Source organism: Streptomyces sp. NPDC015346 (assembly GCF_043078785.1).
Lineage (GTDB): Bacteria > Actinomycetota > Actinomycetes > Streptomycetales > Streptomycetaceae > Streptomyces.
Genome location: NZ_JBIBTW010000001.1, coordinates 632,307 through 658,574, shown reverse-complemented (window position 1 = coordinate 658,574; position 26,268 = coordinate 632,307). Strand labels below are relative to the sequence as shown.

General features: G+C 72.9%; 25 protein-coding genes. 15 read left to right on the top strand and 10 right to left on the bottom strand.

Translation table 11 applies throughout. From position 1 onward, the window contains the following. Positions 1 to 69 precede the first annotated feature (69 nt). Positions 70 to 843, top strand: coding sequence for a potassium channel family protein (locus tag ACF06X_RS02940; RefSeq protein ID WP_392285393.1), 774 nt, complete (start codon positions 70 to 72; stop codon positions 841 to 843). Here ACF06X_RS02940 and ACF06X_RS02935 read toward each other — a convergent pair. Together ACF06X_RS02935 and ACF06X_RS02930 are read right to left on the bottom strand one after the other, a co-directional pair. Next, positions 824 to 1,219, bottom strand: a complete 396-nt coding sequence (locus ACF06X_RS02935) for a peptidase inhibitor family I36 protein (protein WP_392285392.1) — start codon at positions 1,217 to 1,219, stop codon at positions 824 to 826. The two genes, ACF06X_RS02940 and ACF06X_RS02935, sit on opposite strands and share 20 nt — an antisense overlap. Before the next feature lie 186 nt (positions 1,220 to 1,405). Further along, positions 1,406 to 3,010, bottom strand: coding sequence for an MFS transporter (locus tag ACF06X_RS02930; RefSeq protein ID WP_392285950.1), 1,605 nt, complete (start codon positions 3,008 to 3,010; stop codon positions 1,406 to 1,408). Positions 3,011 to 3,164: 154 nt separating this feature from the next. Here ACF06X_RS02930 and ACF06X_RS02925 point away from each other — a divergent pair, with 154 nt between their 5' ends. The 7 genes from ACF06X_RS02925 (at position 3,165) to ACF06X_RS02895 (ending at position 11,136) form a co-directional block, all read left to right on the top strand. After that, positions 3,165 to 3,794 (top strand): TetR/AcrR family transcriptional regulator, encoded by a 630-nt coding sequence (locus tag ACF06X_RS02925; RefSeq protein ID WP_392285391.1) that lies wholly within the window; start codon positions 3,165 to 3,167, stop codon positions 3,792 to 3,794. Positions 3,795 to 3,934: 140 nt separating this feature from the next. Further along, on the top strand, positions 3,935 to 5,146 hold the full coding sequence (locus ACF06X_RS02920) for an alpha/beta hydrolase (protein ID WP_392285390.1): 1,212 nt from the start codon (positions 3,935 to 3,937) through the stop codon (positions 5,144 to 5,146). A 74-nt stretch (positions 5,147 to 5,220) separates the two neighbouring features. Further along, entirely contained in the window at positions 5,221 to 6,072 is an 852-nt protein-coding gene (locus tag ACF06X_RS02915; protein WP_392285389.1) for a DUF4429 domain-containing protein, read from the top strand. A 100-nt stretch (positions 6,073 to 6,172) separates the two neighbouring features. Further along, positions 6,173 to 7,507 (top strand): sensor histidine kinase, encoded by a 1,335-nt coding sequence (locus tag ACF06X_RS02910; RefSeq protein ID WP_392285388.1) that lies wholly within the window; start codon positions 6,173 to 6,175, stop codon positions 7,505 to 7,507. After that, complete coding sequence (locus ACF06X_RS02905; RefSeq protein ID WP_392285387.1) at positions 7,504 to 8,190, top strand: response regulator; 687 nt, start codon at positions 7,504 to 7,506, stop codon at positions 8,188 to 8,190. Before ACF06X_RS02910 ends, ACF06X_RS02905 begins: the two co-directional genes overlap by 4 nt. A 763-nt stretch (positions 8,191 to 8,953) precedes the next feature. Continuing rightward, the gene (locus tag ACF06X_RS02900; RefSeq protein WP_392285386.1) at positions 8,954 to 9,934 is read left to right on the top strand and encodes an alpha/beta hydrolase; all 981 of its coding nucleotides are present in this window, start codon (positions 8,954 to 8,956) and stop codon (positions 9,932 to 9,934) included. Beyond that, on the top strand, positions 9,931 to 11,136 hold the full coding sequence (locus tag ACF06X_RS02895) for an acyltransferase (protein ID WP_392285385.1): 1,206 nt from the start codon (positions 9,931 to 9,933) through the stop codon (positions 11,134 to 11,136). The genes ACF06X_RS02900 and ACF06X_RS02895 overlap by 4 nt, the downstream gene beginning before the upstream one ends. A gap of 44 nt (positions 11,137 to 11,180) precedes the next feature. Here the strand turns inward: ACF06X_RS02895 and ACF06X_RS02890 are convergent, their stop codons facing one another. Next, positions 11,181 to 12,194: an aldo/keto reductase gene (locus ACF06X_RS02890; RefSeq protein WP_392285384.1), complete on the bottom strand. Its 1,014-nt coding sequence runs from the start codon at positions 12,192 to 12,194 to the stop codon at positions 11,181 to 11,183. Further along, a complete protein-coding gene (locus tag ACF06X_RS02885; protein ID WP_392285383.1) occupies positions 12,191 to 12,601 on the bottom strand; it encodes a MerR family transcriptional regulator in 411 nt (136 codons plus the stop codon). Before ACF06X_RS02885 ends, ACF06X_RS02890 begins: the two co-directional genes overlap by 4 nt. A 52-nt stretch (positions 12,602 to 12,653) precedes the next feature. Here ACF06X_RS02885 and ACF06X_RS02880 point away from each other — a divergent pair, with 52 nt between their 5' ends. Further along, positions 12,654 to 13,487 (top strand): serine hydrolase domain-containing protein, encoded by an 834-nt coding sequence (locus ACF06X_RS02880; protein ID WP_392285382.1) that lies wholly within the window; start codon positions 12,654 to 12,656, stop codon positions 13,485 to 13,487. A gap of 14 nt (positions 13,488 to 13,501) precedes the next feature. On the opposite strand, the gene ACF06X_RS02875 is transcribed toward ACF06X_RS02880, so the two are convergent. The 5 genes from ACF06X_RS02875 to ACF06X_RS02855 all read right to left on the bottom strand — a co-directional run bounded on the left by ACF06X_RS02875 (position 13,502) and on the right by ACF06X_RS02855 (position 19,211). After that, positions 13,502 to 14,116, bottom strand: coding sequence for a hypothetical protein (locus ACF06X_RS02875; RefSeq protein WP_392285381.1), 615 nt, complete (start codon positions 14,114 to 14,116; stop codon positions 13,502 to 13,504). Further along, a complete protein-coding gene (locus tag ACF06X_RS02870; protein WP_392285380.1) occupies positions 14,113 to 15,633 on the bottom strand; it encodes an ATP-binding protein in 1,521 nt (506 codons plus the stop codon). The genes ACF06X_RS02875 and ACF06X_RS02870 overlap by 4 nt, the downstream gene beginning before the upstream one ends. After that, positions 15,630 to 16,313: a response regulator gene (locus ACF06X_RS02865; protein ID WP_392285379.1), complete on the bottom strand. Its 684-nt coding sequence runs from the start codon at positions 16,311 to 16,313 to the stop codon at positions 15,630 to 15,632. The genes ACF06X_RS02870 and ACF06X_RS02865 overlap by 4 nt, the downstream gene beginning before the upstream one ends. 79 nt (positions 16,314 to 16,392) lie before the next feature. After that, positions 16,393 to 18,042 (bottom strand): murein biosynthesis integral membrane protein MurJ, encoded by a 1,650-nt coding sequence (gene murJ, locus ACF06X_RS02860; RefSeq protein ID WP_392285378.1) that lies wholly within the window; start codon positions 18,040 to 18,042, stop codon positions 16,393 to 16,395. After that, a complete protein-coding gene (locus ACF06X_RS02855) occupies positions 18,039 to 19,211 on the bottom strand; it encodes a lipid II:glycine glycyltransferase FemX (protein ID WP_392285377.1) in 1,173 nt (390 codons plus the stop codon). The genes murJ and ACF06X_RS02855 overlap by 4 nt, the downstream gene beginning before the upstream one ends. A 216-nt stretch (positions 19,212 to 19,427) precedes the next feature. On the opposite strand from ACF06X_RS02855, the gene ACF06X_RS02850 reads away from it, so the two are divergent. Then, the gene (locus ACF06X_RS02850) at positions 19,428 to 20,600 is read left to right on the top strand and encodes an Ig-like domain-containing protein (RefSeq protein WP_392285376.1); all 1,173 of its coding nucleotides are present in this window, start codon (positions 19,428 to 19,430) and stop codon (positions 20,598 to 20,600) included. A 27-nt stretch (positions 20,601 to 20,627) separates the two neighbouring features. On the opposite strand, the gene ACF06X_RS02845 is transcribed toward ACF06X_RS02850, so the two are convergent. Continuing rightward, positions 20,628 to 21,287 (bottom strand): pirin family protein, encoded by a 660-nt coding sequence (locus ACF06X_RS02845; RefSeq protein WP_392285949.1) that lies wholly within the window; start codon positions 21,285 to 21,287, stop codon positions 20,628 to 20,630. A gap of 95 nt (positions 21,288 to 21,382) precedes the next feature. Between ACF06X_RS02845 and fasR the strand changes: the two genes are divergently transcribed. The 5 genes from fasR (at position 21,383) to fabF (ending at position 26,268) form a co-directional block, all read left to right on the top strand. Further along, complete coding sequence (gene fasR / locus ACF06X_RS02840) at positions 21,383 to 22,564, top strand: fatty acid biosynthesis transcriptional regulator FasR (protein ID WP_392285375.1); 1,182 nt, start codon at positions 21,383 to 21,385, stop codon at positions 22,562 to 22,564. Between the two features lie 89 nt (positions 22,565 to 22,653). Further along, positions 22,654 to 23,574, top strand: a complete 921-nt coding sequence (locus tag ACF06X_RS02835) for an ACP S-malonyltransferase (protein WP_392285374.1) — start codon at positions 22,654 to 22,656, stop codon at positions 23,572 to 23,574. Between the two features lie 14 nt (positions 23,575 to 23,588). Beyond that, a complete protein-coding gene (locus ACF06X_RS02830; RefSeq protein WP_392285373.1) occupies positions 23,589 to 24,620 on the top strand; it encodes a ketoacyl-ACP synthase III in 1,032 nt (343 codons plus the stop codon). 57 nt (positions 24,621 to 24,677) lie between these two features. Beyond that, complete coding sequence (locus ACF06X_RS02825; RefSeq protein WP_392285372.1) at positions 24,678 to 24,926, top strand: acyl carrier protein; 249 nt, start codon at positions 24,678 to 24,680, stop codon at positions 24,924 to 24,926. A 79-nt stretch (positions 24,927 to 25,005) separates the two neighbouring features. Next, positions 25,006 to 26,268: a beta-ketoacyl-ACP synthase II gene (gene fabF / locus ACF06X_RS02820; RefSeq protein ID WP_392285371.1), complete on the top strand. Its 1,263-nt coding sequence runs from the start codon at positions 25,006 to 25,008 to the stop codon at positions 26,266 to 26,268.

Genomic DNA, 26,268 nt, shown 5'->3' with positions numbered 1-26,268 from the left:
ATTCGTGCTGGTGAGGGGCGGTGGGACCGGTGGTCCCGCCGCCCTTCGGCGTTGCCTACGATGCCTGTCATGAAGGAACGCACCCCGCAGCTGCGCTGGGAAGCGCGCACCCAGACACCGCTGCTGGGGCTCGCCGTCCTCTTTGGCCTCGCCTACGCCGTGCCGATCGTCGCGCCCGACGCGGACCCCTGGGTGCACCGGCTGTGCACCCATGTCGAGTGGCTGGTGTGGGGCGCGTTCGCCCTCGACTACGCCGTACGGCTGGTCCTCGCGCCCGCCAGATGGCTCTTCGTGCGCAGCCATCCGCTGGACCTGCTGGCGGTGCTGCTGCCGCTGGTCCAGCCGCTGCGGCTGCTCCGGCTCGTCTCCACCCTCCTTCTCGTGGGCCGGCGGGCCCGGATGGCCCCGCAGATCACGCTCACCACCTATGTGGCGGGCGCGGTGGTCGGGCTGATGATGTTCGGCTCGCTCGCCGTGCTGCACGTGGAACGGAACGCGCCGGACGGGAACATCAAGACGCTCGGTGACGCCGTGTGGTGGTCGTTCACCACGATGACGACCGTGGGGTACGGCGACCACGCCCCGACCACGGGACTCGGCCGCGTCCTCGCGGTAGGGCTGATGCTCTCGGGGATCGCGCTGCTCGGTGTGGTCACCGCCAACATCGCCGCCTGGTTCATCTCCCGCTTCGACCGGGACGACGCGGTGGAGCGCCGGCAGACGGAGCTCCTCGAAGCGCTGACGCGCGAGGTGAAGGAGCTCCGCGCGGAGGTGGCTCGGCTCTCACCGCCCGCCGCGGCCGTGCCCGAGCAGGGCGGCTCCGCTACCTCTCCCAGATCTTGAAGGCTCTGACCTGATACGGCGTCTGGGGCGTCCAGGTCCCCCGGCCCGGGTAGGTCTCGAACTCCCCGGTCTCCGCGCACTCGGCCGACTGGTAGGCGGTCACCGGCCGCCCGGTCCGGTTGGCGAGCGCCTGGGCCGCGACACCGGCCGGGAGCCTGACGCAGCTCTCGACGTCCGTGTCGGCCAGTTCGTACCGCTGCGCCTTGCCCTTGAAGTCGGACTTGGGCCAGAGGCAGAGCTGCCCGGGCGCGCAGGCACCGAGCGTGGGCGCCGGGGCCGCGGCGCCGGCGGTCGCCGGCAGGGCGGTGAGCGCGGTGGTGAGCAGGGTGAGCAGGGTGGCCGCCAGGGCGGCCGGGAGAACGGTCTTCGTACGCATGTCGGTGAACCCCCGTTTTTCGTCACTCTCTGTAATCAGAACTCTGGAGGAGCGACGACCCGGTTGGGAAGAGGTCACGAGCCGGTTCACCCGGATAGGTGACAGCCCCGCCGGACGGGTCCGGCGGGGCTGTCGGCAACGCCTGTTGACGCATTGACGCTTGACGCGTCAGATGTGGGCGCCGCGTCAGATGTGGGCGCCGCCCGCGCCCGCCTCCGCGTTCTCGCCGCGCTTGGTGAGCACGGCGACCCCGGCCGCGACGGCCGCGACGACACCGGCGACGGTGAAGGCGAGGCCCATGCCGTCCAGGAAGGTGTCGTGGATGACCCCGCCGATCCGGTCGAGCATGTCCGGCGTCATGCCGGGCGCCTTGGCCAGCTCCTGCGGGACCATGCCGAACTCGGCGGCCTGCTCCAGGCCCGGAGCGGGCTCGCCCGGGACTCCGGCGGCCTTCCAGTTCGCCGCGAAGTCGCCGGAGACCTTGGCGGACATGACCGCGCCGAGCACGGCCGTACCGAGCGCGCCGCCGACCTGCATCGCGGCCTGCTGCAGACCGCCCGCGACGCCGGAGAGCTCCAGCGGGGCGTTGCCCACGATGACCTCGGTGGCGCCGACCATGACCGGGGCGAGACCCAGGCCGAGGAGGCCGAACCAGAGGGACATGGCGAAGGTGCCGGTCCCCTCGGAGAGGGTGATCATGCCGAACATCGCGGCCGCGGTGCACAGCATGCCGCCGACGAGCGGGATGCGCGGGCCGAACCTGGTGATGAGCGCGCCGGCCAGCGGCGAGGAGACGATCATCATCGCGGTCAGCGGCAGCAGGTGCAGTCCGGCGTCGATCGGGCCGAGGCCCTGGACGCCCTGGAGGTAGAAGGTCACGAAGAACAGGCCGCCCATGAAGGCGAAGGCCATGAGGACCATCAGGACCACACCGGCCGAGAGCGGCACGGAGCGGAACATGGCCATCGGGATGAGCGGCTCCTTGACCTTGGTCTCCCAGAAGGCGAAGAGCCCGAACAGCAGCGTCGCGCCGAGCAGGCAGCCCCACGTGTTGCCGCTCGCCCAGCCCCAGTCCGCGCCCGCCTGGATGATCCCCCAGATGAGCGATCCCATCGCGCCGGAGAGCAGCAGGATGCCGAGCACGTCGAAGGAGCGCGGGGCGTTCTCGGCGCGGTGGTCCCTGAGGATCACCAGGCCGAAGACGAGCGCGACGACACCGACCGGCACGTTGATGAAGAAGACGGACTGCCAGCTGACGTGCTCGACGAGGAAGCCGCCGAGGATCGGGCCGCCGGCCGTCGAGGCGCCGATGACCATGCCCCAGATGCCGATGGCCATGTTCAGCTTCTCGGCGGGGAAGGTCGCGCGCAGCAGGCCGAGCGCGGCCGGCATCAGCAAGGCGCCGAAGAGGCCCTGCAGGACGCGGAAGCCGATCACGTAGGCGATCGAGTCGGACAGGCCGATCGCGCCGGACGCGGCGGCGAAGCCGGCGATGCCTATGAGGAAGGTCTGACGGTGGCCGAAGCGGTCACCGAGCTTGCCGGCCGTGATGAGGGCGACCGCGAGGGCCAGGAGATAACCGTTGGTGATCCACTGCAGCTGATCGAGGGTCGCGCCGAGGTCGTGCTGGATCGCCGGGTTGGCGATGGCGACGATCGTGCCGTCGAGCGCGACCATCATCACGCCGACAGCCACGGCGAACAGAGTCAACCAGGGGTGGCCGCGCAGTCCCTTCGCCGGGGCCGGCGTGGGATTCTGGGCACCCCCGTGACCCTGCGGGGCCTTTTCCATGGTGGTCTGACTAGTCATGCGAAAGAGGCTAATGTCAGCGACTGACAATTGACAAAGCGTTTCACTCGCCGGTAACTGTCACGTAGCTCACAGGTACCCTGAAGGCCACCGAACGTGAGAAGCCGTGAGAAAGAGGCGGAAAGAGGGCCATGCGGTGACGGTTTCCGGACTGCGGGAACGGAAGAAACAGCGCACCCGCGACGCGCTGCTGCGGGTGGCTCTCGAGCTCTTCACGACGCAGGGGTACGAGCGGACGACCGTCGACGAGATCGCCGACGCGGTCGAGGTCTCCCAGCGCACCTTCTTCCGGTACTTCTCCTCCAAGGAGGAGACCGCCTTCGCCGTCCAGCAGATGGTGGAGGAGCGCTTCGTCCGCGCGCTGGCCGAGCGCCCCGCCGAGGAGGGCCCGCTCGACGCGATGCGCAACGCCGTTCTCGCCTCCTGGGACACCATCGGCGAGGCGATCATGGAGGTCGTGCCCGTCGAGCTGTACCTGCGGACCTTCCAGATGATCGAGTCGACGCCGGCGCTGCTCGCCGTCCATCTGCGCCGCTCGACCGAGATGGAGGAGGCCATCGCCCGGCTGATCGCCGAGCGCGAGGGCCTGGATGTGGACGAGGACCCGCGCCCCCGGATCGCGGTGGCGGCGTTCAGCGGGGTGATGCGGGTGACCGGCCAGCTCTGGGGCCGGGGCACCGACCCGACGCTGGAGGCCATCCGCGAACTGACCGAGCGCTACCTGGACCACCTGCGGCCGGCCCTCGAACCGGACTGGCGGAACTGACGACTCCGTCAGCCCGCATGCGCCTGTCGGCGCGAGGCGTACGCCCGCGCGTACGGAGCGTCACCGCGCTCCGCCATCCGGCGTGATCCACCTCACTCGGCCGCGCGGAGGCCCGCCCCCGTCTCCTAGGGTGGCGCGCAGTGACTTCCTTCGACTCCTCCCCCACCCTCTCCGCCTGGCGCATACTGCTCGCGCTGGCCGTGGCCTTCGTCCTCCTCGCCACCACCGGATGGACCACGATCCGGGATCACCGCGGGCCGGAGGAGCCCCGAGCGGTCGCGCTCACCTCCTGGGCCCACGGCAGGATCGGCGGCCGGGCGCTGCCGGACCCGGCCTCCCCCGCCCGTACGATCGCCGCGTTCTTCGCCTCCATCGGGCCGAAACGGGGCGCCTTCCTCGCCGACGCGCACCCCTTCGTCGTGGGCAATCTCGACGGCGCCCCGGTCACCCTGCGCTACCGCGCCAACCGGCTGTCCCTCGCTCGCGCCCTCGCCGCCGAGCGGGGCAGGGTCGAGGACCCCCGGCTGAGCGCCACCGGCCGGCACGAGGCCCTGCGCCGGGTGCACCGCTTCACGTCGCTGATGCGGGCCGGCCGGCAGATCCTCGCCTTCGACCCCAGCGGTCCGGGGCGAACCGCCGAGGTGCTCGGCGATCTGGACCGGGCCCGGCGGGTCTCGGTGATCGTGCCCGGCGTCGACACCAACCTGCTCACCTTCCAGAAGACCCACCGCAAGTACTCCGCCCCCGCCGGAATGGCCGAATCGCTCTACGCCGCCGAGCGCCGGGCCGCACCCGGCTCCCCCACCGCCGTCATCGCCTGGGCCGACTACACCGCCCCCGTGGGCGTCGGCATCGACGCCGCCATGGGACGCCTCGCCTCCGCCGGCGCGGTACGGCTCGTCGGCATGACCGCCGCACTGCCGGGCACCTCGCGCGTCAGCCTCTTCTGCCACAGCTACGGCTCGGTGCTGTGCGGGGTCGCCGCGCCCCGCCTGCCCGCCCGGGTGACGGACGTGGCCGTGGCCGGAAGCCCCGGCATGCGGGTGGAGAGCGCGGCCGAACTGTCGACCCGGGCCCGGGTGTGGGCGATGCGGGACGCCGACGACTGGATCCAGGACGTGCCGAACCTGGCGGTCGGCGGGGTCGGGCACGGGGCGGACCCGGTGACGCCGGAGTTCGGGGCGCGGCTCCTCTCGGCGGCCGGAGCCACCGGCCACACCGGCTATTTCGAGCCGGGCACCGACAGCCTCCACAACTTCGCCGCGATAGGCATTGGTTCGTACCACAGCCTCACCTGCGCGAGCGCCGACAGCGCTTGCCGCAGGGGAATCTCCGGCGCGGAAGGCCTCTGACGCGCGTAGAGCCCCGCATCCCGGACCACCACGCAGGGGCGACGCGCGGGCGCTCGCCACATACGATGAGGCACATGGGTGATGTGCTGGCCGGAATTCATGCCACCTGGGAGTTCGAGAGCGACGCCGTCGTCATCCGCTTCGAACGGGGGATCCGCACACCGAAGCTCTTCCAGACGCTGCGCGAACGGCGCGTCCCGCACGAGGCGTTGGCGTCGGTGACGCTCACGCCGGGCAAGCGGGGCACCGTCGTGCTGCACGCGGTGCCGAGACCGGGCGCCGATCCCCTGATGGAGGCGGCCGCGGGGCAGCTGAAAGAAGGGTGCGACCCGTACCGGCTGGTGCTTCCGGCCGAGCGGGAGACGCTGGCGGAGTACTACGGGGACGAACTGCGGCCGCTGCTCACGGCGGGCCCGGAACCGGCGGACGCCTTCCTGGTGGCCGCGCCGGAAGGGCCGCAGTCCTTCAAGGCGTACGACGGGAAGGCGAGCTTCGACGGGAGGTCGGAGGTCACCTTCCACTGGTCCTGGTCGGGTGCGTCCTCGGAGAAGTGGAAGGCGGGCGACCAGACCTTCTCGGTACGGGAGCTCAGCGGGGTCGAGTGGCGCTCGCCGGACGTCTTCGACGGGTACCTGCGGCTGCTGCCCCGGTCCGGCGAGCCGCGGTCGGCCCAGGTGGACCGCGACCCGGCGGCCGTCGTCTTCGGTCTCGGCTACGGCCCGGTCCACCAGTCCCTGCCGTTCGCCGCTTCCGTCCTCGCGGCGATCCGCGGGGCGGCCCGGACGGCGGGGGCCCTGGAGACGGAACGGCGTGATCCGGTGGGCGTGGCGGAGCGGATCCGGTACCTGGGGGAGCTGCACCGGGCGGGTCTGGTGACGGACGAGGAGTTCACGGTGAAGAAGGCGGAGCTGCTCGCGGAGCTGTGAGGGGGCGGGGGCGCGCCGGTGTCATACCTCGGTATCGGTCGGCGTCCGGCTCTCCGGTATGACGCCCTCCGGCGGGGAGGCTGCCTAACCTGAGCAGGCCATGACTACCGACACCCCCGCCCCCGCCCCCGGCCCCGGCCCCGAAGCCCCTTCCCGCGTCGCGCGCGTCCTCGCCCCCGCGCGGGACCTGGCCCAGGCCTTCGGGGTCGCCCTCGCGACGCCGACGCGGCCGGGTGCCCCCCTGCTCGCCCATGCGCGCAAGCGGTGGCTGCGGCTGCTGCCGTACGGCGTCGCCCTCGCCTTCGTCGCCTCGCTGCTGCCCGTCACCATCACGGTGCTCGTCCACGACTACCAGGTCAACGGCGCCCTCGCCGGTGCCCTCGCCACCGCCCAGACCGCGCCGCTGCTGCTCGCCGTGACCCGCCCCCTCCAGGCGTGGTGGATCATCGGGACCGCCGATGTCGTCGGTGCGCTGGTCATGCTCGCTTCCGACGGCCTCGACGGCCTCGACGGGCGTTCCTGGCCGTGGACGCCGATGGTCGTGGTCGGCTACCTCGCCCTGATGCTCGCGCTGGGGCTGCGCGAGTCGCGCCGGGCGCTGCTCGGCGTGTGGCTGGTGACCGGCGCCGCCGGATTCGCGTTCGAGCTGGTCTCGCGGAAGCACAGCGACAGCGTGCACATCCTGCTCTTCGTCCTCAGCGGGGTCGTCCTGCTCATCACGGCCACGCTCCGCGAGCGCGGCGACGCCGAGCGCCGGACCGCCGAGGAGCGGGCGCGCGCGACGCTCCTGGAGGAACGGGCGCGGATCGCGCGCGAGCTGCACGACGTGGTGGCCCACCACATGTCCGTGATCACCGTGCAGGCCGACTCGGCGCCGTACCGGATTCCCGGGCTCCCGGAGGCGGCCCGGGAGGAGTTCACCTCGATCGCCGCGAGCGCGCGGGAGTCCCTCGCCGAGATGCGGCGGCTGCTGGTGGTGCTGCGCAGCGAGGACGCGGAGGGCGAACGGGCCCCGCAGCCCGGCCTGGACCGGGTGCAGCAGCTGATCGAGGCGACGGTACGGGCGGGGGTGCCGGCCGAGCTGTCGTTCTCGGCCGACCTGGCCGCCCGGCTCGGGGACGTACCGCAGGCGGTGGACCTGTCGGCGTACCGGATCGTGCAGGAGGCGCTGGCGAACGTGGTGCGGCACGCGCCGGGCGCGGAGACCCGGGTGTCGGTGACCTCGGACGACGACTGGCTGACGGTGCTCGTCGTCAACGGGCCCGTGCCGGCGCGGACTTCGCCCCTGGAAGGGGGTACGGGGACCGGGCACGGGCTTGTCGGCATGCGGGAACGCGTACGGTTGACCGGCGGCACGCTGGACACCGGTCCGCTGCCGGACGGCGGCTTCCGGGTGGCCGCGCGCCTCCCGCTGACCTCGAAGGGCACCCTGTGACCATCCGCGTGATCATCGTCGACGACCAGGCCATGGTACGGGCGGGTTTCGCCGCGCTGCTGTCGGCGCAGGCCGACATCGACGTGGTGGGCGAGGCGCCGGACGGGAAGCGGGGCGTGGAGGTGGCCCGGGCGAACCATCCGGACGTGGTCCTCATGGACGTACGGATGCCGGAGATGGACGGGCTGGCGGCGGCGCGGGAGATCCTGTCGCCGCCGGCGGGTGTCGTCCACCGTCCGAAGGTGCTGATGCTGACCACCTTCGACGTGGACGACTACGTGTACGAGGCGCTGCGCGCGGGCGCGTCGGGCTTCCTGCTGAAGGACGCGCCGCCGGCGGACCTGATCGCGGCGGTACGGGTGGTCGCGGCCGGCGAGGCGCTGCTGGCGCCGTCGGTGACGCGCCGTCTGATCGCCGACTTCGCGGCGTCGCGGCCGGCGCCGCGGGCGGACCGGGCGGCGCTGCGGCTGGGCGGTCTGACGCCGCGCGAGACGGAGGTCCTGGAGCTGATCGCGCGGGGGTTGTCGAACCAGGAGATCGCGGATCGGCTGGTGCTGGCGGAGCAGACGGTGAAGACGCATATCGGGCGGGTGCTGGCCAAGTTGGATCTGCGGGACAGGGCGCAGGCGGTGATCTTCGCGTACGAGTCGGGGCTGGTGGCGCCGGGGGACGGGCGCCACTGAGGGGGACCGCTGCGCGGGCGTTTCCCCCACCCCGCCCCTCCCCGAAACTCTGACGAGACCGGGGGCTCCGCCCCCGTACCCCCGCCCCCGGCGGCTCCGCGCCGGGCCGCGAGGCGGGAGCCCTCGCCCCCGACACCCCGAGGCGGGGCCCGACCTCGACGCCCCGGGCGACGGCCGGTCCCGGCCCCGACGCCCCCCGGGGGCGAGGGGCGGGCTTCCCCCAAAACTCCGCCACCCCCCGGGGGGCGGGCTTGCCCCAACTGCGCCGCCCCCGGGCGATGACGGGTCTCCGGCCCCGACGCCCCGGACGACGGGCGTTCCCCCTGCTCGGACGCGTCCCCGGGTGAGGGGCGGGTTTTCCCCCAACTCCGCCGCCCCCGGGTGATGGCGGGTCTCCGGCCCCGACGCCCCCGGCGACGGGCGGACTTCCCCAGCTCCGACGCGTCCCCAGGGCGGGGGGCCACGGCCATCGCCCCCGAGCGACGGGCGGGCTCCCCCGGCTCCGACGCGTCCCCGGGGCGGGGCTGGGGCTTCGCCTGGCCCCGACGCCCCCCAGGGGAAAGCCGGTGAGGCCTTCTCCGGCCCCGGCGTCCCGCTCCGGGGGAAAGCCCCACCCTCTCCCGGGGGTCCCTCCCCCCTCCCGGCCCTACTGCGGTATGAGGCCGGAGTTGGCTCCCCGGTGTGACGTGTCGGCAGGCGTCTTCTTTCTACCTTCCTCTCGCCAGGACGAGAGACACCGAGAGGGAAGAGGGAGGGCCGCCATATGCGCCGCTACGCAAGGACGTTGGTCGCCGCCGCGCTCGCCACCACCGTGGTCGCGGGGACGGCGGGGTGGGCGTCCGGGAGGGCTCAGCAGGCTGTGAGTGGGGCGCCGGTCGGGGTCGAGGGGTGGCGGGCGGAGGGGTTGCCCGAGCCGGAGGGTATGAGCGCCGACGAAGTGGCCGCGTTCTTCGGGGGCTTGAGCCCCGCCCGGCAGCGGGAGCTCGTGCGCGAACACCCCTCCGTCGTCGGCAACCTGGACGGCGCGCCCCTTCACCTCCGGTTCGAGGCCAACGCCAAGGCCGCGGGGCCGCGGTACGCCGGGCAGCGGGTGCTCGCGTACGATCCGCGCGGCCGGGGGCAGATCGCCCTCGTCCGGGGGGACCTGGCGCGGGCCCGGCACATCGCCGTCGTCGTGCCAGGGTCCGACATCGACGCCGGCAACAGCAAGCCGCTCACGGACATGGCGGACGCCCTGCGCCGCGCGGCCGGCGACTCCACCGCCGTCATCGCCTGGGCCGGCTACACCACCCCCGTCGGCGTCGGGCTCGACGCCGCCACCGGCGACCTCGCCGAGGTCGGGGCCGAGCGGCTGACCCGGCTGACCGACGGCCTCGCGGCCGTCGGCGCCCCCGCCCCCTCCCTCTTCTGCCACAGCTACGGCTCCGTCGTCTGCGGCCTCGCCGCGCACGCCCTCCAGGCGAAGGACCTCGTCGTCTTCGGCTCCCCCGGCATGCGCGCCGGGAACGTCGCCGAGCTGAACACCTCCGCCCGGGTCTGGGCCGCCAAGGATCCCTCCGACTGGATCGACCGGATCCCGAACGTCGAGTTCGCGGGGCTCGGGCACGGCGAGGACCCCACCGGGCCCGGCTTCGGGGCCCGCCGCGTGCCGGCCGGCGACGCCCGTGGCCACGACGGCTACTTCGGTGCCGGCACCCAGTCCCTCCGTACCTTCGCCGCCATCGCCCGCGGTGACGTCCGATGAGCACGATGACGAAGGTCGTCGCGACGATCGAGGCGCGCACGCCCGCCCACCGCGACCGCGCCGTCGACGGGCTGCGCGCCCTCGCCCTGCTCGCCGTGCCGACCGGGCACTGGCTCCTCGGCGGGTTCACGCTCTCCTCCGACGGGGCCCTCCACAACGCCAGCCCGCTCTCGGCCTTCGCCGGGCTCGCCCCGGTCAGCTGGATCCTGCAGATGCTGGGGATCTTCTTCCTGGTCGGCGGTTACGCCTCCGTCCTGTCGTACCGGAGGCGGAGGGGCTCCACCGGCGCGTGGCTCAAGGGGAGGCTCGCCCGGCTCGGCCGGCCGGTGCTCGGGGTCACCGCCGTGTGGGCCGCGCTGCTGCCCCTGCTCCACTACGGCTTCGGCGTGCCGGGCGACACCCTGCGGACGGCGTCCACCCTCGTCGTCCAGCCGCTCTGGTTCGTCGGCGTCTATACGGTCGTGACCGCCCTGACCCCGCTCTGCGTCCGCGCCGCCCGCCGGGCCGGCGCGTGGGCGGCCGCCCCGCTGCTCGGTTCGGTCGCCGTCGTCGACTTCCTGCGCTACGGACCGTACGCCGAGGCCATGCCCTCCTGGCTGGGCGTCCTCACCATCCTGCCCGGCTGGCTCTTCGCCTATCAGCTCGGTGTCTCCTGGGGCGAGGGCCGGGTCACCAGGCGGCACGCCTGGGCTCTGCTGCTCGGCGGCGCGGCCCTCTTCGCCGCCCTGCTGCTCTTCTTCGGCTACCCCACGTCGATGGTCGGCGTGCCCGGCGAGGCGCGCACCAACTCCCACCCGCCGTCGCTCCTCGTGCTGGCCCTCGCCGCCGCCCAGAGCGGTCTGGCGATCCTGCTGCGCGACCGGCTGGGCCGGCTGCTGAAGCGGCCCGCGCTGTGGGCGCCGGTCGTGGTCGTCAACCTGTCCGCGATGACGATCCTGTGCTGGCACCAGACGGCGATGCTCGCCGCCGCCATCCCGGCGTCGTACGCGGGTGAGGTCCCGGGGCTCGTCGGGGCGCCGGACACGGTGGGCTGGATTCTCGCCCGGCTCGCCTGGATGCCGCTCTTCGCCGGGCTGCTGGTGCTGATCGGGCGGTACGCGCGCGGTTTCGAGTCCCCGTGGGCGCGCACCGGCCCGGCCCCACGGGCGGCGGCGGGGCTGCTCGCGGCGGGCTTCGCGGTCTTCGCGCTCGGCCTGGCGTGAGCGGCCCGCGCCCCTCGGTGCCCGCCGCCGACGGACCTCTCCCCTCAGCCCTCCCGGGCCGCCGAGGTGAAGGTCATGTCCGGGTAGCGGTCGCCCGCCACCTCCGCGGCGATCGGCTCCAGCTCCGCCAGTTCCGCGTCGGTCAGGGTGATCCGGGTGGCCGCCGCGTTCTCCTCCAGGCGGCTCCGCTTCCGGGTGCCGGGGATGGGGACGACGGTCAGGCCGTGCACGGAGGACCGCTGCTGCACCCAGGCGAGGGCGATCTGCGCCGCCGTCGCCCCGTGGGCGGCCGCGATCTTGTGGACGGGGGCGAGGAGGGCCGCGTTCCGCTCCGCGTTCTCGCCGCTGAAGCGCGGTTGAAACCGGCGGAAGTCGCTGCCCGAGAGGTCCTTCGAGGCGTCCGCGAACGCACCGGTGAGGAAGCCCCGGCCCAGCGGCGAGTACGGCACGAACGTCACGCCGAGCTCGGCCGCGGCGGCGACCGCGCTGCGCTCCACGTCGCGGGAGAAGAGCGACCACTCCGACTGCAGGGCCGCGATCGGGTGGACGGCGTGCGCCTCGCGCAGCTCGGCGCCGGTCACCTCGCTCAGGCCGAGCTGCTTGACCTTGCCCTCCCGTACGAGTTCGGCCATCGCGCCGACGGACTCGGCGAGCGGGACCGCCGGGTCGCGCCGGTGCATGTAGTAGAGGTCGATGGTGTCGACGCCGAGGCGGCGCAGGCTGGCCTCGGCCGCCTTCCGGATGTACGCGGGGTCGTTGCGGATGCCCCGGTGGTGCGGGTCGTCGGGCCGCCGTTCGATGGCGAACTTGGTGGCCAGGGTGATCTCGTCGCGGTGGGCGGCGACGAACGGGGCGAGGAACTCCTCGTTGGCGCCCTGGCCGTAGGTGTCGGCCGTGTCGATCAGCGTGACGCCGGCCTCCAGGGCCGCGTCGAGGGTGTCGCGGGCGGCCGCCTCGTCCGTGTCGCCGTAGAACTCGCTGATGCCCATGGCGCCGAAGCCCTGGACGCCGATCTCCGGACCGTCCGTGCCCAGACGTACCGTCGCGATCCTGCTCATCGGGTCGTACCTCCGCATTGCTCTCCGTAGTGGCTGATCTTGATGTCGAGCACCGCGAGGGTGTCCTGGAGCTCGGCGATCCTGGACAGCACGTCCCGCCGGGTGGTCTCCAGGAGTTCGCGGCGCTCGGCCGACGTGTGCTCGCCCTCCCGCACCAGCTCCGCGTACCGCACCATCGCGGCCACCGGCATCCCGGTCAGCCGGAGCTTGCCGACGAAGGCCAGCCAGTGCAGGTCGCGTTCGCTGAAGCGGCGCTGCCCGGTGTGCGACCGGTCCACGTGCGGCATCAGCCCGATCCGCTCGTACCAGCGCAGGGTGTGCGCCGAGAGGCCGGTCAGTGCGGCCACCTCGCTGATCGTGTAACGGTCCTTCCCCTCGGGGCGGGTCGTGCTTTCGATCACGCTCATGACCCCCACGCTAGAACCTTCGAGTGCACTCGAAGCAAGTAGGCTCGGCTGCATGCAGAGCCTGGCGATGATCGAGAACTGGCCCGTCCCCACCGCGGCCGCCGCCGTCGTGCGCGCGGACGGCACCCTGGCCGGGTCCCACGGCCCCACCGGGCAGCGGTTCCCGCTCGCCTCGGTCACCAAGCCGCTGGCGGCGTACGCCGTCCTCGTCGCGTACGAGGAGGGGGCGATCGACCTCGACGAGCCCGCCGGGCCGGAGGGCGCGACCGTCCGCCACCTGCTGGCCCACACCTCGGGCCTCGCCTTCGACGAGCCGCGGGTGACGGCCGCGCCCGGCACCCGCCGGATCTACTCCAACACCGGGTTCGAGGTGCTCGGCGACCATGTCGCCAAGGCGACGGACATCCCCTTCGCCGACTATCTGCGCCAGGCGGTCCTGGAGCCGCTGGGGATGGTGTCGACGACGCTTGAGGGCTCGCCCGCCAAGGACGCCGTCTCGACCGTCGACGACCTGGCGCGGTTCGCGGCGGAGGTGCAGGCGCCCCGGCTGCTCGACGCGCGCACGGTGCTCGACGCGATGACGGTGGCGTACCCCGGTCTGACCGGCATCCTGCCGGGCTACGGACATCAGCGGCCCAACGACTGGGGGCTCGGCTTCGAGATCCGGGACGGTAAGTCGCCGCACTGGACGGGGGGCTCGTCCTCGCCTCGGACGTTCGGGCACTTCGGGCAGTCCGGCACCTTCCTGTGGATCGACCCGGACGCCCGCGCCGCGTGCGTGGCGCTGACCGACCGGCCCTTCGGGGCCTGGGCGGTGGAGGCGTGGCCGCCGTTCACGGACGCGGTCCTCGCGGAGCTGCGGGCGGCGGGCTCCGGCACCCTCTGAAGGCGCCTGGCCCGCTACTCGCAGCGGGCCGCCGGGAGTTCGCCGTCGGGGCCGCCCAGGACGACCTCCGGTGGGGCGGTGGGGTTCTCGGCGTACGCGATCGTGCAGACGAGCTGCTGAACGGCGAGCGGATCCAGGTTGCGGACGGGCATCGAGGTCGTGATCCAGGTCTTGCCGCCCTTGGTGGCCTGCTTGAGGATCGTGACCGGGGACCGTCCGGTGTCGGGCAGCCGGGAGCCGAGACCGGCGTCCCGTTCGGCGTCGGTCGGCCCGATGGTCAGGACGACGAGCGCCTTGCCGGCCCCCGTACGGGCCTCTCCCAGGGCCGCCTCGGAGCCCGAGCCGCCGGGGTTCTCCGTTTCGATAGGTGTCCCCTGCCTCACCGTGCCGCTGCTGGGGCCGGTGTCCCAGTGCACCAGCGGGTCGCCCATCGACCGGGCGACCGGCCGCACCCTCCCGTCGCTGTCGACGAGGAAGAGCAGCATCCGCTGCCCGCCCGGCGGGATGACGGTGACGGTCGCACCGCCGCCGGCCTCGACCACGTCGGTCTGCTGGATGCCGCAGCCGGTGGCGGCGAGGAGCAGCGCTGCCGGGACGAGAGCCCCGCGCATCCGTCTCATGCGTCTCATGCCTCCTCCTCCCGTCCCGCCGTCACCGGCATCTCGACGACGAACACGGCGCCGCCCGAGGGGCCGTTCGTGGCGCGGACCGTGCCGCCGTGCAGCCGTACGTTCTCCAGGGTGATCGCGAGTCCGAGTCCGCTGCCGGCCGAGCGGGTACGGGCCTGATCGGCCTTGTAGAAGCGGTCGAAGACGTGCGGCAGCACGTCGGGGTCGATGCCCGGGCCCCGGTCGGCGACCTCGGTGACGAGCCAGGTTCTCGCGTCGTGCGCGCGGAACTCGGTGGAGAGCCGGACGGTGACCGGCGGGCGGCCGTGGCGCAGGGCGTTGCCGACGAGGTTGGCGATCACCACGTCGAAACGGCGCGGATCGAGCCGGGCGCGGATGCCGTGGGGCAGGTCGGTGACGATCTGCGCCGGGTCCGTCCACCGCCGGCTCAGCAGCGTTCGGCGGATGGTCTCGGCCACGTCCACCTCGTCGGTGTGGAGTTCGGCGGCGCGCGCGTCGAACCGGGATATCTCCATCAGGTCCTCGACGAGGACGGCGAGTTTGCCGGTCTCGGAGCTGATCAGCCGGACGGCCGCGGCGGTGTCGGGGTCGAGTCCGGCCGCGTCCTCGTCGAGGACCTCGGTGACGGCGAGCATGCCCGCGAGCGGGGTGCGCAGTTCGTGGGAGACGTCGGAGGCGAAACGGCGGGCGCGGGCCTCGGCCTGGCGCAGCTCGACGACGGAGCGTTCGAGCTCGGCGGCTGACTCGTTGAAGGTCTGGGCCAGCTCGGCGAGTTCGTCGCCGCCCTTCACCGGGATCCGGGTGTCGAGCCTGCCCTCGCCCATGCTGCGGGCGGCCCGCCGCAGGTCCCGTACGGGGCGCAGCACGCTGCGGGCGGCGAGCAGGGCGGGGATCAGCGCCACGGCGAGGGCGGGCAGGACGCCGTCGCGGGCGGCGGTGACCATGGCCCGGGTGTTGGCCTCCTCCACGTCCAGTTCCATCACGGCGTAGAGGACGAGGCCGGTGGGGCGGGTCCCGCCGCTCTCCTCGCCCGGTGTGAAGACGATCGGGAGGGCGACGGTGAGCCACGGCTTGCCGGCGCTGACGACCCGCTGGAAGGTGCCGTGCGGTGCGCTGAGGGCGGTCCGGCGCAGGGCGGGGGTGACCACGGTGGAGGTGGGGCTGGTGGTGGAGGAGACGCGGAGGGTGCCGTACTCGGCGAAGACCCGCCAGGGGCGCGGCTTTCCCTGGCGGGCGATCTGACGGACCGCGTCCTGGAGCACCTCGCGGTCGACGGGCAGCCCGACCTGGACGTTCTGGACCTGTTCCCGGAAGTGGGAGACGGCGATGTCCTGGGTCTGTTCGAGGATGGCGTTGCGAGCGGCCCGGTAGGTGAGCGCGGCGGTGGTGCCGCAGCCGGCGGCGGCGACGAGGAGGAAGGCGAGGACGAGGCGGGTGCGGAGCCCGAAGGCGCGGGGGCGGCGGCCTCGGGCCCGGGCCCGGGCACTGCGGGGCTCCTCGCTCGCGAAGGCTTTCACAGCGGTCCGAAGCGGTAGCCGAAGCCGCGCAGTGTCTGTATGTAGCGGGGTTCGCCCGGGGTGTCCTCGATCTTGTTCCGCAGGCGGCTGACGCAGGCGTCGACCAGCCGGGCGTCGCCGTGGAAGCTGTGCTCCCAGACGTGTTCGAGGAGCTGCTGGCGGCTGAAGACCTGCTCGGGGGCGGCCGTGAGGTGCAGGAGCAGTTTCAGCTCGGACGGCGCGAGGGCCAGGCGCTCGCCGTTCTTGGAGACGGCGAGTCCGGCCCGGTCGATGGCCAGTTCCCCGTGGAACTCGACCGCCGGCCGGCCGCCGCCGGGCTCCTCGATGCGGCGCAGCACGGCGCGGATGCGGGCCTCGATGACCTCGGTGCGGGCGGGTTTGACGATGTAGTCGTCGGCGCCGGCTTCCAGGCCGATGACGACGTCGAAGTCGTCGCCGCGGGCGGTGAGCATGATGATCGGCAGCTGGCTGGTCTCGCGGACCCGGCGGCAGACCTGGACGCCGTTCATGCCCGGCAGCATCAGGTCGAGGAGGAGCAGCTCGGGGCGGAACTCGTCGAGCGCGGCGAGGCCGGCCTCCCCGGTCGCGGCGGTCCGCACCTCGTGCCCGCGGCGCCGGAGCCCTAGCTCGACGCCTTCGCGGACGGAGGGGTCGTCTTCGATGAGGAGCACGCGTGGCATCTGTGGAGTATCCCAAGGTCGGAAGGGGACGGGACGGGCGGGACCGCGGGGTCCCGAGGGGGCCCGCACGGCAGCCGGGTCAGCCACCTCGTCGTATGAGGCGGCGGGCGCGGGCCGAGCCGGCCCCGAGCAGCGCCTGGACCTCCGTGAGGCGCAGCGGGCGGGCCAGGAGGGCGAAGACGGCGACGATCGCGAGCGCGCCCGCCAGGCCGGACGCGACCGGGCCCGCCGGGGTGGTCAGGTCCGCGGTGAGGAGCCCGAAGCCGGCGGCGGGTACGGCGGCGGTGAGGAGGCGTACGAGCGCGTCGGCGGCCCCGCCCGTACCGTCGGCGCAGGCGGCCCCGCCCGTACCTTCGGCGTTCTTCAGCCGTCGTCCCAGGACGTACGCCGTCAGGCCCCAGCCCGCCCACAGGGCCAGCGAGTAGCCCGCGGCCATGCCCGCGACCGCCCACTCGGGCGGCAGCAGCCGGTGGGCGAGGACGGCGCCCAGTGCGTTGAGGCCCGCGATGACCAGGTTCAGGAGGAAGGGGGTGCGGGTGTCGCGGAGCGCGTAGAAGGCGCGGGTGCAGACGTACTGGCCGGAGAGGGCGACGAGGCCGGGGGCGAGGGCCATCAGGATCCAGGCCATGGAGCGGACGGCGGAGCCGTCGGTGCGCCCGTACTGGTAGACCGTGCCGATCACCGGCACCGCGAGGGCGAAGAGGGCGCAGGCGGCCGGGACGACCGCCGCCGCGCTGGTGCGCTGGGCGTAGGCCACGTCGCGGCGCACCCCCGCGAGGTCGCCCTCGGCGGCCGCGCCGCTCATGCGGGGAAGCAGGGCGGTGACGAGGGCGACGGTGATGATGCCGTGCGGGACGGTCCACAGCTGGTAGGCGTTGTTGTACGCGCTGAGCCCGGCGCCCTCGGCGAGCTGGCCGGCCGCCGTCGCGACCTTGGTGGTCACCCAGTACGCCGCCTGGTTGGTGAGGACGAGGAGGACCAGCCAGCCCGCCGCGCGCAGGGGGGCGGTGAGGCCGCTGCCGCGCCAGTCGAAGCGGGGGCGCCAGCGGAAGCGGGCAGCCCTCAGGGAGGGCAGGAGGGCGAGGGCCTGGAGAGCGATGCCCGCGGTGGTGCCCCAACCGAGGAGCGCGGTCTCGCCGGGGGTGAGTTCGCCGCCGTCGGAGACGGCCAGGAAGAGGGCGAAGACGGCGACCACGACGACGTTGTTGAGGACCGGCGTCCACATCATCGCCCCGAACCTGCCCCGCGCGTTGAGAACCTGGCCGAGCAGGGTGAAGAGCCCGAGGAAGAGGATCTGCGGCAGGCAGGAGCGGGCGAAGGCGACGGTCATCGTGCGCTGCGAGCCGGTGTAGTCGGTGTACGCGTCGACGATCGCGGGCGCCGCGAGGACGGCGGCGGCGGTCAGGACGGTGAGGGCGAGCAGGCAGACGGTGAGGAGGCGGTCGGTGTAGGCCCGGCCTCCGTCCTCGTGTTCCCTGGCCGCCTTCACGAGCTCGGGCACGAAGACGGCGTTGAGCGCGCCGCCGAGCAGCAGCATGTAGACGATCGTGGGGACGGAGTTGCCGAGCGCGTACCCGTCGGCGACGAAACCCGTGCCGATGGCCGCCGCGACGATCGCGGAGCGTACGAAGCCGGTGGCGCGCGAGACCAGCGAGCCGGCGGCCATCAGCGCGCCGCTGCGCAGCACGGAGGCGGCCTTGGCGGGGGGCTCGGCGAGCGTCGCCGTCACCGGCGGGCCAGATACGCCTGGAAGGCGCGGTACAGCGCGTGGTTGGTCGTGCCCTGCAACGGAATCTCCCACTCCCCCAGTGTCTCGACGACCTGACCGCCGGTGCCGAGCTTCCAGCGCAGCAGCCCGTGGGCGCGGTCGTCCGGATCGAGGGTGGAGGGTACCCCGCGCAGGTCGTAGACGTCGGCCCCGAGTGCGTGCGCGTCGAGCATCATGCGCCACTGCAGGGCGTTGGAGGGGCGGACCTCGCGGCGGTGGTCGGCGGAGGCGCCGGTCTGGTACCAGACCCGCCGACCGACCGTGATCATGGTGTGGGCGGCGAGGATCTCGCCCTCGTGGCGGGCCAGGTAGAGCTTCATCCGGCCGGGGTGCTCGGCGTTGAGGACGGCGTACTGACGCTCGTAGTACGCGAGGGAGCGGCCGAGCCGGAAGCCGTCGCGCTCCTCGGTGACGCGCAGGAGCCGGTGGAACGCGGGCAGGTCGGCCGCCGAGCCGACGGTGATCTCGACGCCGGACTTGCGGGCCTTGCGGACGTTGCGGCGCCACTCCTGGTTGAGGCCGGTCCACAGGTCTTCGGAGCTGCGGCCGGTGAGGGGGATTTGGTAGACGAAGCGGGGCTGGGCGTCGGCGCCGTCCTCCGACTCACCGCCGCAGCGGCGCCAGCCGCGGGCTCTGAGCCGTTCGGCGACGGCGGTGCCGAGCGGGTCGACCTCGCTCGCCAGGACGTCGGCGAGGCGTCGGCCGGGGCCGGTGCTCGCCTTGAGGGTGGCGGCGCTCCAGCGGCGGAACGCGGGGCCGGGCCCGATGCGTACGGCGAAGGCGCCGGAGGCCCGCAGGTGCTTCAGGAGGGGGTCGAGCCAGCCGTCGAGGCGGGGGGCGGCCCAGTCGGCGACCGGTCCCTCGGGGAGGTAGGCGAAGCACTTGCGGGTGCCGGGGAAGGGGCGGAGCAGGACGAGGGCGACGCCGGTGAGCTCGCCGGACTCCGGGCCCCATCCGACGAGTTGGTGGTGCCATCCGTCCTTCACCCGGGCCCAGGCGGGGAGTTGGAGGAAGCTGGGCCCGTCCGGTCCGGTGGAGCGGGCGGCGAGGAAGGCGCGGTACGCCTCGGGGGTGACGGGTCCCAGCCGTAGCGCGGGGGCGGGTGCGGCCGTCACGAGCAGCGCTGACACAACGGAAGCCTCCTGGTTCCGCCCCGTTCGGTGGTGGGGCGCACAGCAGGCTCACAGCCGGTCGTGACCGGTCCGAGCGGGGAATGTGACCGGACCATGACCGTTTCTCCGCAGCCGTTGTCACAGAGCCGCCGGACCGGGTGCGAGGCCTCGGCGGCGGCCTAGAGTCCGGGACATCCCACCTTTTCTTCCTCTCCTGCTGCGGAGGTCTGTTCCGTGCTGCGCACCCGCATACCCCTGTTCCTGCTGACGGCCGTCTCGGCCCTGGCGCTCACCGCCTGCTCGGCCGGAACGGTGACCGAGGCCCCGCCCCGCTCGGCCGCCCCCGCCGAGGACCGCCCGGCGAAGGTGACCGTGGCCCCGCCGGCGGCCGGCCGGCCGGTGACCGTGACGGCGACGGACGGCACCCTCGCGGTGGTGAAGGTGGCCGACGCGGACGGCGGTGTGCTCGCGGGCCGTACCGCTGTCGGCGGGGCCTCGTGGGTCTCCGACCGCAAGGCCGCGCCGGGCACCTCGTACACGGTGGAGATCACCGCGCGCTCCGCCGGCGGGCGGGAGACGACCTCCCGGTCGAGCTTCTCGATCCCCGAGGCGGACCGGGTCAACAAGCTGACACTGGCGCCCGGCAAGAACACGACCGTGGGCATCGCCCAGCCGTTGTCGATCGTCTTCGACCGGCCGGTCACCCACAAGGCCGACGTGGAGCGGCAGTTGAAGGTCACCACCTCCAACGGCACCGAGGGCTCGTGGGGCTGGCTGAAGGACTGGTCGGGCAGGGACCGGGTGGACTGGCGGCCCCGCGCGTACTGGAAGCCGGGCACGAAGGTGACCCTCGACGCCACGCTCGACGGGACGGACTCGGGCGGCGGCTGGTTCACGCGCGACTACCGCAGCGGGTTCACCGTCGACGCCACGGCCCGGGTGGTCAAGGTCGACCTGGACCGCAAGCGGCTCACCGTCGAGCGGGACGGCCGCGCGGTGCGCACGATCCTCGTCTCCGGCGGCACCCCGGGCGGCGACAAGCGGTCGTGGCGCGGGACGGCGGTCCTGATGGCGAAGGAGGGCACGATCAACATGAACTCGGAGACGGTCGGCCTCGGCGACGCCTACGACAAGATGGTCGACCACTCGATGCGGCTCACGTGGTCGGGGATGTACGCGCACGCGGCGCCGTGGAACGCGCGGTACTTCGGCCGGGCGAACATGAGCTCCGGCTGCATCGGCATGAGCGCCGCGGACGCCGCCTCCTTCTACGCCTCGGTCCGGCCCGGCGACCCCTTCGAGATCACCGGCGCCGACACCAAGGGCACGGTGGCCCCGGGCAACGGCTACGGGGCGTGGAACGTCAGCTGGGAGCAGTGGCGCGCGAAGAGCGCGCTGGCGCGCTGAGGCACGCGCCCTTCGGTGGGGCGGCGGTCAGGCCGGCGCCCGCATCTCCCAGAGGAGGACCTCGGCGTCGGACGTGGCCAGGAGCGCGAGGTCCCTGGTGGCGGTGAGGCGGGCCGCGTCGCCGGGGGCGAGCTCCTCGCCGGCCAGCCGGACCGTGCCCCGCACCACGTGCGCGTACACGAAGTCGGCGTCCGGGACGGCGGTGCGCTCGCCGGGCTCCAGGCGCCGCACGTGCAGCATCGCCGCCGCCTCCGGGAGGGCGTACGGAGTGGAGTCGGCGATGCCGCGGACGATCTCGTACGAGGGCTCGCCGCCCGCCTCCAGGGGCGCGAGCCACATCTGGACGAAGACCAGCGGCACGTCGCCGTCGTTGCGCTCCTCGTGCCGTACGCCCGCCGCGGAGCTGAGCCGCTGGACGTCCCCGGGGCGGACGACGGTGGTGTGACCGGCCGTGTCGCGGTGGGTCAGCTCGCCCTCGACGACCCAGGTGACGATCTCGGTGTGGCTGTGCGGGTGCTCGGCGAACCCGGCGCCGGGAGCGAGCCGCTCCTCGTTGCAGGCGAGGACGGCGCCGAAGCGGAGGTTGCCCGGGTCGTAGTGGCGCCCGAAGGAGAACGCGTGCCGGGTCTCGATCCCGGCGTCGGGGTCGCCCCCCGGGTAGCGTTCCCCGGCCCGCTGAATGCTCATCACGGGCTCACCGTAACCGCCGGGGGCGTTGTCCCGGACCGGGGAAACGGCCCCGACCCCGCACTCGGCGGTCCCGATAAGGCAGTCTTGTCCCCGTGCCAGAACCCACGAACGCCGCTCATCCGCACTCCGCCACCCTGAAGCGCCTCGAACAGTCCTCCGGGCGGCTCGCCGCCAACGCCATTGCCCGCATGGACGAGACGCTGCCGTGGTACCGGGCGATGCCGCCCGAGAACCGGTCGTGGATCGGGCTGGTCGCGCAGGCGGGTATCGCGGCGTTCACCGAGTGGTTCCGGCACCCCGAGACGCCGCAGGCGATCTCCACCGACGTCTTCGGCACGGCCCCCCGCGAGCTGACCCGCGCCATCACGCTGCGTCAGACCGTGGAGATGGTCCGCACCACCATCGAGGTGATGGAGACCGCGATCGAGGAGGTCGCGGCGCCCGGGGACGAGTCCATCCTGCGCGAGGCCCTTCTCGTCTACGCCCGCGAGATCGCCTTCGCGACCGCCCAGGTCTACGCCCAGGCCGCGGAGGCCCGTGGTGCCTGGGACGCCCGCCTGGAGTCCCTCGTGGTGAACGCGGTCCTCTCCGGCGAGGCGGACGAGGGCGCCGTCTCCCGCGCCGCGGCCCTCGGCTGGAACTCCCCCGAGCACGTCTGCGTCGTCCTCGGCACCGCCCCCGACGGGGACAGCGAACTGACCGTCGAGGCGATCCGGCGGGCCGCCCGGCACGCCAAGCTCCAGGTCCTCACCGGCGTCCTCGGCGACCGGCTCGTCGTCATCGCCGGCGGCAGCGACAACCCGCTGCAGGTGGCCAAGGCCCTGATCGGGCCGTACGCCGCCGGGCCGGTGGTCGCGGGACCGATCGTCCCCGATCTGCTCGCGGCGACACGGTCCGCCCAGGCCGCGGCGGCGGGCCTCAAGGCGTGTTCGGCCTGGCAGGACGCCCCCCGGCCGGTTCTGGCGGACGATCTGCTGCCGGAGCGCGCCATCGCGTCCGACCCTTCGGCCCGCGAGCAGCTGGTGGAGGAGATCTACAGACCGCTGGAGGAAGCGGGGTCGGCGCTCCTCGAAACGCTGAGTGTCTATCTGGAGCAGGCGAGCAGCCTGGAGGGGGCCGCGCGGATGCTGTTCGTCCACCCGAACACCGTGCGCTACCGGCTTCGACGTGTGACCGACGTCACCGGCTGGTCACCCTCCGATGTCCGTTCCGCGTTCACGCTGCGGATCGCTCTCATCCTCGGACGCTTGGCCGACGGAGATCAGCAGTCCTAGACTTTTGTCGAACACCGACAATTCCCCCGACGGTTCTTCGTCCTTGTCCCCACGGGCGCTCGGAGCCGTCCCCAAGAGAGAGTGTGAGGGTGCTCGTACTCGTCGCTCCCGGCCAAGGCGCTCAGACGCCCGGCTTCCTGACTCCCTGGCTCGAACTTCCCGGCGCCGCCGACCGTGTGGCCGCCTGGTCCGAGGCCATCGGGCTCGACCTCGCCCACTACGGCACGAAGGCCGACGCGGACGAGATCCGCGACACCGCCGTGGCCCAGCCGCTGCTCGTGGCCGCCGGACTGCTGTCCGCCGCCGCGCTCGGCGAGGTGGCCCCCGGCGCCGTCGCGGGCCACAGCGTCGGTGAGATCACCGCCGCCGCGTTCGCCGGCGTCCTCGACGACACCGCCGCGCTGCGTCTCGTACGGACGCGTGGTCTGGCGATGGCCGAGGCCGCCGCCGTCACCGAGACCGGCATGTCCGCGCTGCTCGGCGGCGACCCCGAGGTGACCGTCCCGCACCTCGAGAAGCTCGGCCTGACCCCGGCCAACGTGAACGGCGCCGGCCAGATCGTGGCCGCCGGCACCCTCGAGCAGCTGGCCGCCCTGGAGGCGGACAAGCCCGAGGGCGTACGCCGGGTCGTCGCGCTCAAGGTGGCCGGCGCGTTCCACACGCACCACATGGCTCCCGCGGTGGCGAAGCTGGAGGCGGCGGCGAAGGAGCTGACCGTCGCCGACGCCACCGTGCGCTACGTGTCGAACAAGGACGGCCAGGTCGTCACCGAGGGCGCGGAGATCATCGCGCGTCTCGTCGGCCAGGTCGCCAACCCGGTCCGCTGGGACCTGTGCATGGAGACCTTCCAGGCGCTGGGCGCGACCGCGCTGATCGAGGTGTGCCCCGGCGGCACCCTGACCGGTCTCGCGAAGCGCGCTCTGCCGGGTGTCCGCACGGTCGCCCTGAAGACCCCCGACGACCTCGACGCGGCCCGCACGCTGATCGCCGACGTTTCAGCAGCCCGATAGGAGCCGAGAGAAGCATGTCGAAGATCAAGCCCAGCAAGGGCGCCCCGTACGCACGGATCATGGGTGTCGGCGGCTACCGCCCCACCCGTGTCGTGCCGAACGAGGTGATCCTCGAGAAGATCGACTCGTCCGACGAGTGGATCCGCTCGCGCTCCGGTATCGCCACCCGTCACTGGGCCTCGCCCGAGGAGACCGTGACCGCGATGTCGGTCGAGGCCTCGGGCAAGGCCCTCGCGGACGCGGGGATCGCCCCGGAGCAGATCGGCGCCGTGATCGTCTCCACGGTCTCGCACTTCAAGCAGACCCCGGCCGTCGCCACCGAGATCGCCGACAAGATCGGTGCCGGCAAGCCGGCCGCGTTCGACATCTCCGCCGGCTGCGCGGGCTTCGGCTACGGCCTGACGCTCGCCAAGGGCATGATCGTCGAGGGTTCGGCCGAGTACGTGCTCGTCATCGGGGTCGAGCGGCTGAGCGACCTGACGGACCTGGAGGACCGCGCGACGGCCTTCCTGTTCGGCGACGGCGCCGGCGCGGTCGTCGTCGGCCCCTCCGACGAGCCGCACATCGGCCCCTCGGTCTGGGGTTCGGAGGGCGACAAGTCCGAGACGATCAAGCAGACCGTCCCGTGGAACGAGTTCCATGTGGGCGATGTCTCGAAGCTGCCCCTCAACGAGCAGGGCGAGATCAAGTTTCCCGCCATCACGCAGGAGGGTCAGGCGGTCTTCCGCTGGGCCGTCTTCGAGATGGCGAAGGTCGCCCAGCAGGCGCTGGACGCCGCCGGCATCTCGGCGGACGACCTGGACGTCTTCATTCCGCACCAGGCGAACATGCGGATCATCGACTCGATGGTGAAGACTCTGAAGCTGCCGGAACACGTCACGGTCGCCCGTGACGTCGAGACCACCGGCAACACCTCGGCCGCCTCGATCCCGCTCGCGATGGAGCGGCTCCTGGCGACCGGGAAGGCGAAGAGCGGCGACACCGCGCTCGTCATCGGCTTCGGGGCGGGTCTCGTCTACGCCGCGACGGTCGTTACTCTCCCCTAGGCACACCGGATCTTCCGGAAGCCCTTTTACCAAAGCAATCGCAGAAGGAGCGCCAACATGGCCTTCACCCAGGAAGAGATCGTCAAGGGTCTCGCCGAGATCGTCAACGAGATCGCCGGCATTCCGGTCGAGGACGTCCAGCTGGACAAGTCCTTCACCGACGACCTGGACGTCGACTCGCTGTCCATGGTCGAGGTCGTCGTGGCCGCCGAGGAGCGCTTCGAGGTCAAGATCCCGGACGAGGACGTCAAGAACCTCAAGACGGTCGGCGACGCGACCGACTACATCCTGAAGCACCAGGACTGATCCGGTCCTTGGCTGTTCGGTCTGCCACCCGGCGGTGGCGCCGTAATTCGACCATCACACACGTGGAGAAAGAATTCCTGTGAACTCGACCAATCGCACCGTGGTCGTCACCGGTATCGGCGCAACCACACCGCTGGGTGGCGACTCCGCATCGACCTGGGAAGGTCTGATCGCGGGACGCTCCGGCGTCAAGCCCCTCGAGGGAGAACGATTCGCCGACCTGCCCGTCCAGATCGCCGCGCCCGCCGCGGTGGACCCGGGCGAGGTACTGCCCCGGCCGCTCGCCCGCAAGCTGGACCGCTCGGCGCAGTTCGCGCTGATCGCGGCCCGCGAGGCGTGGGCGGACGCGGGCTACGAGGCCCCGGCCGGTGAGGACGCGAAGATCGCGCCGGAGCGGCTCGGCGCCGTCATCGCCTCCGGCATCGGCGGCGTAACGACTCTGCTCGACCAGTACGACGTGCTGAAGGAGAAGGGCGTCCGCCGCGTCTCCCCGCACACCGTTCCGATGCTGATGCCGAACAGTCCCTCCGCCAACGTGGGTCTTGAGGTGAACGCCCAGGCCGGCGTGCACACCCCGGTCTCCGCGTGCGCGTCGGGCGCCGAGGCGATCGGTTACGCGGTCGAGATGATCCGTACCGGCCGGGCCGACGTGGTCGTGGCCGGTGGCACGGAGGCGGCGATCCACCCGCTGCCGATCGCGGCCTTCGCCAACATGATGGCGATGTCCAAGAACAACGACGAGCCGACGAAGGCCTCGCGGCCGTACGACACGGGCCGTGACGGCTTCGTGCTCGGTGAGGGCGCGGGTGTCGTGATCCTCGAGTCCGAGGAGCACGCGAAGGCGCGCGGCGCGCGGGTCTACTGCGAGGTGCTCGGCCAGGGCCTGTCGGCCGACAGCCACCACATCGCGCAGCCCGAGCCGACCGGGCGGGGCATCGCGACGGCGCTGCAGAACCTGCTCGACTCGACGGACCTCAAGCCGTCGGAGGTCGTCCACCTCAACGCGCACGCCACGTCGACGCCGCAGGGCGACGTCGCCGAGATCAAGGCGCTGCGCAAGGTCCTGGGCGACGACCTGGACCATGTCGCGGTCTCCGCGACGAAGTCGATGACGGGTCACCTGCTGGGTGGCGCGGGCGGCATCGAGACCGTGGCGACGGTCCTGGCGCTGCACCACCGTCTTGCCCCGCCGACGATCAACGTCGACGAGCTGGACCCGGAGGTCGACGCGAACATCGTCCGCGACGAGCCCCGCGAGCTCCCGGAGGGCACGATCGCCGCGATCAACAACTCGTTCGGCTTCGGCGGCCACAACGTGGTGCTGGCCTTCCGCACGATCTGA

Coding starts and splice junctions, on each gene's coding strand:
- ACF06X_RS02940 (WP_392285393.1), top strand. CDS start 70: ATGAAGGAACGCACCCCGCAGCTGCGCTGGGAAGCGCGCACCCAGACA.
- ACF06X_RS02935 (WP_392285392.1), bottom strand. CDS start 1,219: ATGCGTACGAAGACCGTTCTCCCGGCCGCCCTGGCGGCCACCCTGCTC.
- ACF06X_RS02930 (WP_392285950.1), bottom strand. CDS start 3,010: ATGGAAAAGGCCCCGCAGGGTCACGGGGGTGCCCAGAATCCCACGCCG.
- ACF06X_RS02915 (WP_392285389.1), top strand. CDS start 5,221: ATGGGTGATGTGCTGGCCGGAATTCATGCCACCTGGGAGTTCGAGAGC.
- ACF06X_RS02910 (WP_392285388.1), top strand. CDS start 6,173: ATGACTACCGACACCCCCGCCCCCGCCCCCGGCCCCGGCCCCGAAGCC.
- ACF06X_RS02900 (WP_392285386.1), top strand. CDS start 8,954: ATGCGCCGCTACGCAAGGACGTTGGTCGCCGCCGCGCTCGCCACCACC.
- ACF06X_RS02895 (WP_392285385.1), top strand. CDS start 9,931: ATGAGCACGATGACGAAGGTCGTCGCGACGATCGAGGCGCGCACGCCC.
- ACF06X_RS02890 (WP_392285384.1), bottom strand. CDS start 12,194: ATGAGCAGGATCGCGACGGTACGTCTGGGCACGGACGGTCCGGAGATC.
- ACF06X_RS02885 (WP_392285383.1), bottom strand. CDS start 12,601: ATGAGCGTGATCGAAAGCACGACCCGCCCCGAGGGGAAGGACCGTTAC.
- ACF06X_RS02880 (WP_392285382.1), top strand. CDS start 12,654: ATGCAGAGCCTGGCGATGATCGAGAACTGGCCCGTCCCCACCGCGGCC.
- ACF06X_RS02875 (WP_392285381.1), bottom strand. CDS start 14,116: ATGAGACGCATGAGACGGATGCGCGGGGCTCTCGTCCCGGCAGCGCTG.
- ACF06X_RS02865 (WP_392285379.1), bottom strand. CDS start 16,313: ATGCCACGCGTGCTCCTCATCGAAGACGACCCCTCCGTCCGCGAAGGC.
- ACF06X_RS02845 (WP_392285949.1), bottom strand. CDS start 21,287: ATGAGCATTCAGCGGGCCGGGGAACGCTACCCGGGGGGCGACCCCGAC.
- ACF06X_RS02830 (WP_392285373.1), top strand. CDS start 23,589: ATGTCGAAGATCAAGCCCAGCAAGGGCGCCCCGTACGCACGGATCATG.
- ACF06X_RS02825 (WP_392285372.1), top strand. CDS start 24,678: ATGGCCTTCACCCAGGAAGAGATCGTCAAGGGTCTCGCCGAGATCGTC.